Annotated in this window: 8 protein-coding genes; 7 read left to right on the forward strand and 1 reads right to left on the reverse strand. The window is 44.9% G+C overall.

From position 1 onward, the window contains the following. The first annotated feature begins 6 nt into the window (after positions 1-6). Positions 7-1362, forward strand: coding sequence for an aspartate aminotransferase family protein (locus KH172YL63_RS08270; protein ID WP_173105660.1), 1356 nt, complete (start codon positions 7-9; stop codon positions 1360-1362). Between the two features lie 140 nt (positions 1363-1502). Here KH172YL63_RS08270 and KH172YL63_RS08275 read toward each other — a convergent pair whose 3' ends face one another. Continuing rightward, entirely contained in the window at positions 1503-2390 is an 888-nt protein-coding gene (locus KH172YL63_RS08275) for a VanW family protein (protein ID WP_442858759.1), read from the reverse strand. Positions 2391-2513: 123 nt separating this feature from the next. On the opposite strand from KH172YL63_RS08275, the gene KH172YL63_RS08280 reads away from it, so the two are divergent. The 6 genes from KH172YL63_RS08280 (at position 2514) to KH172YL63_RS08305 (ending at position 10873) form a co-directional block, all read left to right on the forward strand. Then, positions 2514-3332: a hypothetical protein gene (locus KH172YL63_RS08280; protein ID WP_173105662.1), complete on the forward strand. Its 819-nt coding sequence runs from the start codon at positions 2514-2516 to the stop codon at positions 3330-3332. An 85-nt stretch (positions 3333-3417) separates the two neighbouring features. Beyond that, positions 3418-4059, forward strand: coding sequence for a DedA family protein (locus KH172YL63_RS08285; RefSeq protein WP_232066146.1), 642 nt, complete (start codon positions 3418-3420; stop codon positions 4057-4059). A gap of 145 nt (positions 4060-4204) precedes the next feature. Then, on the forward strand, positions 4205-6817 hold the full coding sequence (gene mutS / locus KH172YL63_RS08290; RefSeq protein WP_173108094.1) for a DNA mismatch repair protein MutS: 2613 nt from the start codon (positions 4205-4207) through the stop codon (positions 6815-6817). Between the two features lie 12 nt (positions 6818-6829). Next, complete coding sequence (mutL, locus tag KH172YL63_RS08295) at positions 6830-8704, forward strand: DNA mismatch repair endonuclease MutL (protein WP_173105663.1); 1875 nt, start codon at positions 6830-6832, stop codon at positions 8702-8704. 163 nt (positions 8705-8867) lie between these two features. Then, entirely contained in the window at positions 8868-10313 is a 1446-nt protein-coding gene (locus KH172YL63_RS08300) for an FAD-binding oxidoreductase (RefSeq protein WP_173105664.1), read from the forward strand. Further along, on the forward strand, positions 10310-10873 hold the full coding sequence (locus tag KH172YL63_RS08305) for an MFS transporter (protein ID WP_173105665.1): 564 nt from the start codon (positions 10310-10312) through the stop codon (positions 10871-10873). Before KH172YL63_RS08300 ends, KH172YL63_RS08305 begins: the two co-directional genes overlap by 4 nt. The last annotated feature ends 36 nt before the right edge of the window (positions 10874-10909 follow it).

Consider the following 10909-nt stretch of genomic DNA (forward strand, 5'->3'; position numbering starts at 1 on the left):
ATCTCCATGGTAAAAGCGGGACAATCACAGGACGTATGGTTGAAAAATGATGAAAAATTCATCTGGCATTCGATGAAACCATATAACCCGGACGGGACGATGGTCGTAACCGAGTCAAACGGTTCCTGGGTGACAGATCAGGAGGGAAGGAAATTCCTGGACGGGATGGCAGGGTTATGGTGTGTGAATGTTGGATATGGACGGCAGGAACTGGCGGAAGCTGCCTATGAACAGTTGAAAAAAATGGCTTACTTCCCACTGACCCAAAGCCATCAGCCTGCAATAGAGCTTGCTGAGAAATTAAATGGCTTACTTGGTGATGACTATGTGTTTTTCTTTTCCAACAGCGGATCGGAAGCGAACGAAACTGCCTTTAAAATTGCCAGGCAGTATCATCAGCAAAAGGGTGATCATAACCGCTTTAAGATCTTTTCAAGGTATAGGGGATATCATGGGAATTCGATGGGTGCCCTGGCTGCGACAGGTCAGGCACAGCGCAAATATAAGTATGAACCTTTGGCACCTGGTTTTTATCATGTCGCCCCGCCGGATGCTTATCGGGATGAAGCGTCGGGGAAAAGCCCAGGGGAGCTGCCCGGAGTGAAGGCAATCGATCAGGCGATGACGTGGGAGTTAAGTGAGACGGTTGCTGCATTGATCATGGAGCCGATCATCACAGGCGGTGGCGTACTCATTCCACAGGAAGACTATATGAAGGCTGCGAAGGAAGTATGTGAGAAACACGGGGCACTTATGATCGTGGATGAAGTCATTTGCGGATTCGGCCGTACCGGTAAGGCTTTCGGTTTTATGAATTACGGAGTGAAACCGGACATCATCACGATGGCAAAGGGAATCACGAGTGCTTACCTCCCACTTTCTGCGACCGCGGTGAAGCGGGAAATATATGAAGCTTTTAAGGGCTCTGAAGATTATGATTACTTCCGCCATATCAATACGTTTGGCGGGAATCCGGCAGCCTGTGCGCTGGCTTTGAAGAATATTGAAATCATGGAAGACGAAAAGCTCTTCGAACGATCTGCGGAGTTGGGGGAGAAGGCTCTGAACACCCTCAAAAACCTTTTGCAGGACCATCCATACGTCGGGGATGTAAGAGGGAAAGGGCTATTGATCGGGATTGAAATGGTATGCAATAAAGATACGAAAGAACCATTGGAAATAGACAAGGTGAACCGTGTGATTGGCCACTGCAAGCAAAATGGTGTCATCATCGGGAAGAACGGGGCGACCGTGGCGGGCTTCAACAATGTGCTCACCATCTCTCCGCCATTGAATATTGAAGAAGACGACCTTGATTTGTTATTGTCAACGGTCATCGCGGGAATTGGACAATTAACATAATGATGGTATAAAAGCACCTGCAAATGCAGGTGCTTTTATGACTCTCTCCAGTGATAAGGATAAATACTTGAAAGGTAGAGGGTTATGATGCCGACATAGACCTTAGAGGAAGCCGAGGGTCAGTCAAGGGGCACGCTACCCTAGGCACCTGGAATCTGTCTCATTTCTGCATTGACAGTATCCGAAGAATAGACTTTCACGATCAATTGGCCGCCGGTAATACGGGCAGAAATGAGCACTGGCTGATTGTAATCGTTCCTGAATGTAAAGTCGGGGCCATACCAGCTGACGGTAGCATCCCTTCCGAGAGGAACATATGGAACCCTTTTTGAATGATGATACCTTTCCAAAATGGCAACTCCCGCCCGGTCCACAGCATTAAATAAAGTGGAGGATACCTGACAGATCCCGCCTCCAATATCCTCTGACAGTTCCCCTCTCACAATTACGGGTGCCTTTTCGTATCCCTTTTCTTTCGTACGTTTTCCGACTACCTCATTAAAAGAAAAGACTTCCCCGGGAAACACCACAGCATTGTTGATTTTTTCAGTGGCAAGCGTGATATTCTTTGTCCTTTCTTTATTGAAGGTGTTGAAATAGGTGATGTAACTGCCAATTAATTTAGTGCGAATATGGGCAAGGGTCTCACTGTCGACCCTTGGGTACAGAATGAGGAGAGGTGCTTCCAGATGTAGGTCGCCTTTTGAAAACAGGAATTCATTTGCGGATGCTCGAAATTTCCCATCATTCAGCATCGTCCCTGGATGTTCCTGGACAATGTTGTTTGTTTCATCTATAAAAGCATTTTGAGGGGGAGAATAGACAGACTTTTGGACCTTTGAAAGTATTTGTTGATAAGCACTTTCATTTAAAAGGGGTTCATCCACTAATTGAACCTCCAGAGAAGAGCGTTCGATTGAAAAGGACTGTCCTTCAGCCGTTTGGATATGTAATGTATCAGCATTGTTATTGACCACCGGAAGCATCAGGAAACCTATCGCACTCCACAGCACCCATCTCATATACATTCCTCCCTTCCATCAATAGTATCAGTCATGATTCCCTTTTTATGTTGCCGGACTTTTGCCAAAAATTGATTATCATGTATTGGTCCTGCTGACCTACACTAATATCAAAAAGAGGTTCTGGATATGCTCTTATTGATAAGATTGATACTGGTCGTTTCAGTTTGCTTTTTCATGTCATTGAAGCCGGCAGGTGCGATCCCCAGCTTTAGTGTTGAAATCCTTCCGTGGGACCAAGTGAATGAAATCATTCCAAAGGGATCGTATTTTACGATCATTGATGTGGAATCCGGTCTGTCTTTTAATGTACAGCGGAGAGCGGGCAGTAAACATGCAGATGTCCAACCGGTCACGGAGAAGGATACAAAAGTCATGAAAACCATTTACGGGGGCAATTGGAGCTGGGATCGCCGGGCCATTCTTGTCTTGGTCAATGACCACCTCATCCCTGCTTCGATGAACGGTATGCCACATGGTGCCGGAGCCCTTCAGAACAATTTCCCTGGCCATTTCTGTGTCCACTTCTCCGGCAGCACGACACACAAAACGCCTACCCCGGACCCGGCTCATAAAATTATGATCTTAAAGGCAGGCGGGGAGTTAGACAGGTTCTTACAGAAATCAGATCCATATGAAATCACCAACGTGTTGGAAATTGCTATCAATCAGCATGACGGGAAGCTCCTTGCCAAGGTTATGACAGGGGATGAAGGGACCCTCAGGAGGATATTAAATGAAATCGATCGAATCCAAATCGTTCAAAGGTCGATCCTTCCCATCGAAGATCTTCCCGTAATGGTTGGAATGGAAACGGAAGTGAAAGTAAAATGGATCCGCCATGATCAGACCCAGGAAACGAAAAGCATACGGCTTACCTTCGTTAAAGACCCTGCATGGGACGGGTGGAAAATCGAAGGTGATTCGTTTAGAGATTCAGTGAGCTAACAGGTAACATTTTTTCCCTCCAGTGGATGAAAGCTTCTCTTCCTATTAAGTTTCTTAGTGGTGAAAAAGGGAATAGGAGTAATAAATGAATCGTGGAGGAATGAATCAGATGCTTGATTTTGTGATGGATATGATTAAGGACTTGGGAATATGGGGGCTTTTTGTGGGAAATGCGATTGAAGCATCCTCACTGCCGTTTCCCGGTGCGCTTGTAACCCTGACGTTTGGTTATGTGCTGGATCCGTCCCCGATGGAACTTTTTCTGTTGGCGATCGCCAGTTCACTGGTATATACCGTGTTCAGTTATATCCCTTATGGTATCGGATATAAATTAAAGGATAAAATCAAGGACAAAACAAGTTCTAAAAAAATGGAAAAGGGACAGAAATGGTTCCGGAAATGTGGTTTGTGGAGCATCGCGATAACAAGGCCTTTAGGTATAGGAAACTACATTTCATATGTAGCGGGGATCAGCAAAGTAAATAAACTGAAATTCGGCATGCTGACTTTTACCGGCATATTCCCGATCACCTTCACGATGCTGATTGTCGGCAAAAATGGAAACTTGAAATCAGTACAATCCATCATGAGTCAAATGCAGACGTATCTCTTGGCAGGGGGAGTGGCCCTCATCATCGGATTTGTAGTGTATAAATACTGGAATAAATCAAAAAACAAATCCGACTGCCTCCACGCTGACTCGCATATTGCAAAACAGACAGAATGATTCGCTCCTTGAAAAGGAGCGTTTTTTTTAATATGAAACGTGTGGTTTCTCTTCCTCAAACTGCTACATGCTTATGCCTCTGTCACTGTGATATAATGAATAGTCGAGAATAGCAGATTTACATGGAAAGGTTTGAATGAAACCCATGACACAATATACCCCGATGATCAAACAATATTTACAGGTAAAGGCAGAATATCAGGATGCCTTTTTATTTTTTCGCCTTGGCGATTTTTATGAAATGTTCTTTGACGATGCAATCGCTGCCTCTCAGGAGCTTGAAATTACTTTAACGAGCCGTGATGGTGGAGGAAAGGAACGGATCCCAATGTGCGGGGTACCGTACCATTCAGCACCCAATTACATAGAGCAACTGATAGAAAAAGGTTTCAAGGTTGCCATCTGTGAACAAACCGAAGATCCAAAACAAGCCAAAGGAGTTGTACGACGGGAGGTCGTTCAGCTGATCACACCTGGAACCGTCATGGACGGAAAAGGCTTGAATGATAAAGAAAATAACTATATAGCGTCTGTGACCGATTTTCAGGATCAAACATATGGCCTCGCATACAGCGATTTATCCACTGGTGAGACGAAGGCTACCATTGTGACAGAAGGCATTCAGTCACTATTGAATGAATTGTCAACGATTGGCGCAAAAGAAGTGGTCGTTCACCCGGATCTTGATGAAGAAGTTCAATCCAAGATGAAAGAACGCAATGATGTCACGCTATCATACGAAAGATCAACCAGCACAGGAGAGGCTTTCTCACACCTGGTCGCTTCTTTGAAACAGGGGAAACTGGTTGAATCCTCTTCCATGCTCCTTCACTATCTTTTCAGGACGCAGAAGAGAAGCCTGGATCACTTACAGGTAGTCGAACCATATCAGCTCCATCAGTTCATGAAAATGGATTACTATTCGAAGCGAAATCTTGAACTGACGGAAACAATCCGTTCAAAAGGAAAGAAAGGATCGCTTCTTTGGCTGCTGGATGAAACGATGACCGCGATGGGGGCAAGGTTACTCAAACAATGGATCGACCGCCCGCTCATTCAAAAAAATGAGATTGTGAAGCGGCAAACCGTCGTCGAAGTTTTACTTGAAAGGTTCTTTGAAAGGCAGGATCTAAGGGAACATCTGAAGGAAGTATATGATCTTGAAAGATTGGCCGGCCGGGTGGCATTCGGAAATGTGAATGCCAGAGACCTCGTTCAATTGAAGAAGTCATTGCAACAAGTTCCTGTGCTCAAAGAATTGGTTGAGTCACTTGAGAATGATGCGACTGATGAGCTTGTTAAGAAGCTCGACCCTTGTGAAGAGCTGACTGAGATTCTTGAACATTCACTTGTGGACAATCCTCCGCTTACTATCAAAGAAGGAAGTCTGATCAGGGAAGGGTATCATGAAGAGCTTGACCGCTACCGTGATGCAAGCAAAAACGGTAAATCATGGATCGCCCAGCTTGAAAGGGATGAGCGTGAGCGTACGGGCATCCGTTCTCTGAAAGTCGGATTCAACCGTGTATTCGGCTACTATATCGAAGTGACCCGTGCGAATCTTCAGCATCTTGAAGACGGGCGCTATGAAAGAAAGCAGACGTTAACGAATGCTGAACGGTTCATTACGCCTGAACTGAAAGAAAAAGAATCGCTTATTCTTCAGGCTGATGAGAAAAGCGTGGACCTTGAATATGAATTATTCCTTGAAATCCGTGAGAAAGTGAAGGCGTTCATTCCCCGTCTTCAGCAGCTTGCCAAACTTGTCAGTGAGCTAGACGTTCTTCAATGTTTTGCTACCATTAGTGAAAACCGTCATTATACAAGACCTTCATTCAATGAAGAAAGAAGGATTCATTTGCGGGACGGACGTCACCCTGTCGTGGAGAAAGTGATGGGGGCGCAGGAATATGTACCGAATGACTGTTATATGAATGAAGAGCGGGAAATCTTCCTGATCACAGGACCGAATATGTCAGGTAAAAGCACTTATATGCGTCAAATCGCATTAACGAGCATTCTTGCCCAAATTGGCTGCTATGTACCGGCAAGCGAAGCGGATCTTCCAATATTTGACCAGGTATTTACACGAATCGGTGCGGCAGATGACCTGATCTCCGGGCAGAGTACCTTCATGGTTGAAATGCTCGAAGCTAAAAATGCCATCATCCATGCCACGCAGGAAAGCTTGATTCTCTTTGATGAGATCGGGAGGGGGACGTCCACTTATGATGGGATGGCCCTCGCACAGGCAATCATTGAGTATATTCATCAACACATCGGTGCGAAAACATTGTTTTCCACACATTATCACGAACTGACGGTCCTGGAGGAAGAGCTGGACAAGGTAAAGAATGTCCATGTCAGTGCGATGGAACAAAACGGGAAGCTTGTCTTCCTTCATAAAATCAAGGAAGGGGCAGCTGACAAAAGTTACGGAATCCATGTCGCTGAACTTGCCGAACTCCCTGAAGCATTGATACAGAGAGCGAATGAAATCTTACTGGAACTTGAACGGAAAGATGACACTGCACCAGTCCGTGAAATTGCAGCTGCCCGTGAAGAAGCGGTTGAAAAAGATAATCCACAAGATGACTTGGCTCAGCTTTCTTTCTTCGGTGCTGAGGAAAAGAAACAAACTTTCAGCGGGAGAGAAAAGAAATGTCTGGACGAGCTTAAAAAACTAGACATCCTTGAAATGACACCGATGGATGCCCTGAATACTTTATACGGAATCCAAAAAAAGCTTAAGCAATAGGGAGGTGAAACTGTGGTAAAGATCTTTCAGCTAGACGATTCATTATCGAATAAAATCGCTGCAGGCGAAGTGGTCGAGCGTCCGGCTTCCGTTGTAAAGGAACTGCTGGAAAACAGCATTGATGCCCGCGGGACCGTCATCGAAGTGCACATCGAAGAAGCCGGATTACAATCAATCCGGATCATCGATAACGGAGAAGGCATCGAGCATGAAGATGTGCAAACAGCATTCAAGCGCCATGCCACCAGCAAAATTAAAGATGAAAATGACCTGTTCAGGATACGCACCCTTGGATTTAGGGGAGAGGCCCTTCCGAGTATTGCATCGGTCTCTCATTTCGCTTTAAAAACAAGCACAGGGGAAGGACCGGGAACCTTAATCGAGCTGGAAGGCGGAGAAATCAAATCATTTGAACATACGTCTTCAAGAAAAGGGACGGATATCACAGTTTCACAATTGTTCTTTAATACACCGGCCCGTTTGAAATACATGAAGACGATTCACACAGAACTTGGGAATATCACAGATGTTGTCAATCGCATCGCCCTGTCACATCCGGAAGTTTCAATCAGGCTTCTGCACAATGGCAAATCGCTTCTTCATACAAATGGGAATGGAGATGTCCGTCAGGTGCTGGCTGCCATATACGGCGTCGGGATCGCCAAGAAAATGGTCCCCATTCAAGTGGGTTCCCTTGATTTTAAAGTGAGCGGGTACATTTCCCTGCCTGAAGTGACAAGGGCATCAAGGAACTATATCTCCACGATGATCAATGGCCGCTTTATTAAAAATTACGCCATTGCCCGTGCAATCGGGGAAGGGTATCATACCCTTTTACCGATTGGCCGTCACCCGATCGTCCTTCTGGACATTGAGATGGACCCCATTCTTGTTGATGTGAACGTCCATCCTTCAAAGATGGAAGTACGTATCTCTAAAGAGAATGAGCTGAATGAGCTGATCACTGAAGGAATCAAGCGGGTGTTTAAAGGACAAGAGCTGATTCCATCGGGGGCCGTGATCCCTAAATCGGCAAAGCCGAAGTCTGAGCAGACATTCATGAATTTAGATCATTCAGTTAAACCGGAGAAGCCGAGGCAGGCAGGAGCAGTACGTGAACGGCTGCTGCCCAAAGAAGAAATGGAAAAGCTTTACTCGCCGCCACAGCTTGAAAAGGAGATTCTTCCCCCGAGTGAGCCTGTCCCCCAACTGCAGGATGAACCGGAGGAAGTTCCTGTCGGGGCTCAGTCGGAAGCGGTGGAAGATATTCAGGAGGAGACCGTTGAAGAAGAAAGAGATGATTCACGGCTGCCGCCATTTTATCTTGTAGGGCAAATGCACGGTACGTATATTTTCGCGCAAAATGAGCGGGGATTATATATCATCGACCAACATGCCGCACAGGAGCGGATCAAATACGAATATTTCAGGGAAAAAGTCGGAAAGGTAGAGAAAGAGCTGCAGGAGCTTCTTGTACCGATCACATTGGAATTCTCAACCGACGAATATATCAAAATCAATGAACACAGAAGCCATCTTGAAGAAGTCGGGGTGTTCCTGGAGGACTTTGGACATAACAGTTTTATTGTCCGGTCCCATCCCCAATGGTTTCCTAAAGGGGAGGAGCAGGAGACTATAGAGGAAATGATCGAGCAAATCTTAAAGATGAATAGAGTCGACATCAAGAAGCTCAGGGAAGAAGCCGCGATCATGATGAGCTGCAAAGGATCGATCAAAGCAAATCATCATTTGCGAAATGAAGACATGCAGTCACTGTTGGATGAATTGAGATTGGCCGGAGACCCTTTCACCTGCCCGCATGGAAGACCGATCATCATTCATTATTCAACGTATGAAATGGAAAAATTGTTCAAAAGAATCATGTGAATTTTAAAAGACGGAGGACCAACCAGGTTCTTCGTCTATTTTTTGAGGATTTATAAACCATAAGTATATTATGTAAACTTGTTTGAAATTTTTCATAAAAAACAATTGAAATAATTCCTTTTTGGTGTAAAATTACACCAAAAGAGCGAAAGGAAGATATTTCATGCTTAAAGAGAAAAGGAACGTATTGTGGCTCATCATTTTACTCGTCTTGAGCTACACTCTGATTTTCATCTGGAAAACACAAGACAGTCCAGCGAATGATGTGGTGACAGACGTAGCCAGGTTGATGCCGACAAAGATTCATAAAATGGTTGAAGGAAACGAGACTGAAAGCATAAAAGAAACAATCCTGGAAGCGAAAAAGGAAAATCTTAAGGTGTCGATAGCCGGAAAGAGACATAGTCAAGGGGGGCATACCTATTACCGGGATGGCCTTGTACTGGATATGACCGGATATAATAAAGTGCTGGAAGTCGATCCTGTTCGAAAGACTGTCCGTGTCCAAAGCGGGGCGACGTGGGATGATATCCAAAAAGCCATCAATCCTTATGGTCTTTCCGTGAAAGTGATGCAGTCCCAGAATATCTTTACAATCGGGGGATCCCTTTCTGTGAATGTCCACGGAAGGGATATCCGCAACGGATCATTGATTGAAACGGTCAATTGGTTCAGACTGCTCAAGCCGGATGGAGACATCATCACAGTATCAAGAGAGGGAAATGCAGAATATTTTCCGCTGGTCATCGGGGGCTACGGGCTGTTTGGGGTGATCCTAGACGCGGAATTACAACTGACCAGCGATGAATTATATATGATGAACGTAGAAGAGATGCGATACGATGAATATAAGGATTATTTTCTGAAGAATGTGCTTGGGAAAGGTGATGTGAAAATGCATCTAGCCAGGTTATCGACCGCTCCGGACTCTTTCCTCGAAGACATGTATGTGACCGATTATGTATTAGATGAAAATCAGGAAGAACTAGCTTCCTCCGCGCAATTGAAAGAAGATCGGCTCACATTTTTGACTAAGTTCCTGCTCGGGGTCTCCAGAGATTTTGATTGGGGGAAAAATGCATTTTGGAACATGCAGAAAGAGTTCTTTCAAAAGCGGGAAGGTATGCTGGAGACCCGGAATAATGTGATGCGTTCAGAATCTGCATTCCTGGAATATGAAGGGGAAAATGATACTGATATTTTGCAGGAGTACTTCATTCCTGTCGAAGAATACGATGCATACATCGACGAATTAAGGGCGTACTTATCTCACCAGGACTTGAATTTGATGAACATTACGGTGCGCTATGTGCCCCGTAATGAAGAAGCGCTCATGTCTTATGCAAAAGACGATATGTTCGCCCTTGTGCTTTTGATCAATCAAGGGAGAAGTGAAGATGATATTGAAAGGACAGGTGAAACAATCAGGGGAATGATCGATTTGACCATTGATCATGGGGGGAGCTACTATCTTCCTTATTATGAATACCCGACAGTAGACCAGATGCATGCAGCATACCCGAATGGTGATGAATTTTTCAATTGGAAGAAGGAGCTTGACCCTGATGAAGTGTTCATGAATTTCTTTTATGAGAGGTACGGCCAATGAAGTGGTTCATCATTTCTCAAAGTTTTGTTTCCGTGGCGGCAGGTGTGTCTTTTCCATTCTATCTATTATTCATACAAAATATCGGGAGCACTTATGCAAGCTTTGGTTTTGCGTATGGGCTGTTTATGCTAAGTGCCGCCATGAGTCATCGATTAGTAGGAAGGCTTGCCGACGTGATCGGCGGGAAGCTTTTACTTTTTGGCTATTCGATTGGCATGAGCATCCTGTTCCTCTTCATTCCTTCCATCGCGAGCGTGCAGGGGGTCTATATGATTCAATTACTGTTGGGTCTGTTGGGAGCTGTGCAGAAGACGTCAGAGAAGGTTGTATTGAGTGATGTGACAGATCAGCTTTACAGGGGCAGAAGTATCGGGTCTTACCATTTTTGGACATCGATATTTTCAAGTTTGGCCGTGATGGGAACAGGCTTCCTGTTGGATTACTTCACCATATACTTTATTTTTTATGCTTGTTCCCTATTCTTTTTTATAAGCGGGATCCTCATTTTGACAAAGCTAAAACTCCAACCGATAAAAAATAGTAAAAACGGGGCTGTGTAGATCCCGTTTTTTGTTTTCAGGAGGCGTTCTTTCTTT

The organism is Bacillus sp. KH172YL63, assembly GCF_011398925.1.
Taxonomy (GTDB): domain Bacteria; phylum Bacillota; class Bacilli; order Bacillales; family Bacillaceae_B; genus Rossellomorea.